The sequence below is a fragment of the Rhodopirellula maiorica SM1 genome (genome assembly GCF_000346295.1).
Lineage (GTDB): Bacteria > Planctomycetota > Planctomycetia > Pirellulales > Pirellulaceae > Novipirellula > Novipirellula maiorica.
In genome coordinates this window covers 1-1717 of sequence record NZ_ANOG01000586.1, presented here as the reverse complement: position 1 = coordinate 1717, position 1717 = coordinate 1, and the positions used below count along the sequence as shown (strand labels likewise).

The window sequence follows — 1717 nt, the reverse complement described above, 5'->3', positions numbered from 1 at the left end:
TAAAATCCGCGAAAACATTCAACAAGACACTTTCTCGAACTCTGGAAAAATTATGAGCGGCGATTGCGATTTTGGCCTCATCGGACTAGCAGTGATGGGCGAAAACTTGGCTTTAAACGTCGAAAGTCGCGGCTATAAAGTCGCCGTCTACAATCGGACGACCGAGAAAGTCGACGAGCTGATCAACGGACGTGCCAAAGACAAAAACTTTGTCGGCACTCATACGATCGAAGAATTTGTCAAATCGGTCAAACGGCCTCGTAAGTTGATGATGTTGGTCAAGGCAGGCCCCGCCGTTGACGCGATCATCGATCAATTGATTCCGCTGTGCGAACCAGGCGATATCATCATTGACGGCGGCAATACACATTACGCCGACACCGAGCGACGAACCAAGAAGGTCGAAGAAGCAGGACTGCTGTTCTGCGGTTGTGGTGTTTCCGGTGGCGAAGAAGGTGCACTACTGGGCCCAAGCATGATGCCCGGCGGAAGCGAAGCAGCTTGGCCTGAAGTCAAAGAGATGTTCCAAGCGATCTCGGCCAAAGTCGGGCCGAACAACGACATCCCTTGCTGCGAATGGGTCGGCCCTCGCGGCGCCGGTCACTACGTCAAAATGGTCCACAACGGGATCGAATACGGCGATATGCAACTGATCTGCGAAGGCTACCAGCTGCTTCGCGAAGTCGGTGGACTCTCTAACGACGAGCTTTACGACGTATTTGAGAAGTGGAACCAAGGCGACTTGTCGAGCTACTTGATCGAGATCAGCCGAGACATTTTCAGTGTCAAAGACGACCAAGGTGGCGATGGCTACCTGGTCGACAAGATCTTGGACATTGCTGGTGCCAAGGGAACCGGGAAATGGATGAGTCAATTGGCTTTGGATCTCGGCGTGCCCAGCACGTTGGTGACGACCGCCGTGTTCGCTCGCGGTTTGTCCGCCCAGAAGGAAGCTCGCGTGCGAGCCAGCGAAACGCTCAACGGGCCCTCGGAAGCATCGAATCCAGAGATGCGAGCGGCCGCAATGAAGTTGGTCGGCGATCGCGAAGCCTTTATCGAAGCGGTTCGCCAAGCGTTGTATGCGTCGAAGATCGTCAGCTACGCACAAGGTTTCGTGCAATTGCAAGCGGCATCGGCCGAGCACGATTGGAACCTCAACTACGGCGACTGTGCTCTGTTGTGGCGTGGTGGCTGCATCATCCGAGCGGTCTTCTTGGATCGCATCAAGGAAGCGTTCGACGAAAACCCGAACCTCGAAAACTTGCTGCTGCACCCGTTCTTTGAGAAAGCCGTCGAAAACGCACAAGAGAAATGGCGTGCCGTGGTCGCTGCGGCCTCGATCCTCGGTATTCCAGTCCCTGCGTTCAGCACCGCATTGTGCTACTACGACGGCTACCGCATGGCTCGTTTGCCAGCCAACATGCTGCAAGCCCAACGTGACTACTTTGGTGCTCACACCTACCAACGGACCGACATGGAAGGCACATTCCACAGCGAATGGATCCAATTGCGTAAAGAACCTAAAAACGCTTAACTTTGAAATCCACGCTGATTGAAACTCAATAACCCAAGGCTCCGGTTTAGCGGAGCCTTGGGTTATTTTTATGTAGTGACAGCGGCGGGTAAAACCGCTTTACTTCCCCGTTGGGGAGGTTAGAGCTGGCGGCAGCCAGATCTGAGTGGGGAGCTGTGTTGGAGATGGACGGTGCAAGCGTTG

Annotated in this window: 1 protein-coding gene; it reads left to right on the top strand. The window is 54.3% G+C overall.

What is annotated here, in order from left to right:
* The first annotated feature begins 52 nt into the window (after window positions 1–52).
* Entirely contained in the window at window positions 53–1534 is a 1482-nt protein-coding gene (gnd, locus tag RMSM_RS18655; RefSeq protein ID WP_008699667.1) for a decarboxylating NADP(+)-dependent phosphogluconate dehydrogenase, read from the top strand.
* Window positions 1535–1717 lie beyond the last annotated feature (183 nt).

Coding starts and splice junctions, on each gene's coding strand:
- gnd (WP_008699667.1), top strand. CDS start 53: ATGAGCGGCGATTGCGATTTTGGCCTCATCGGACTAGCAGTGATGGGC.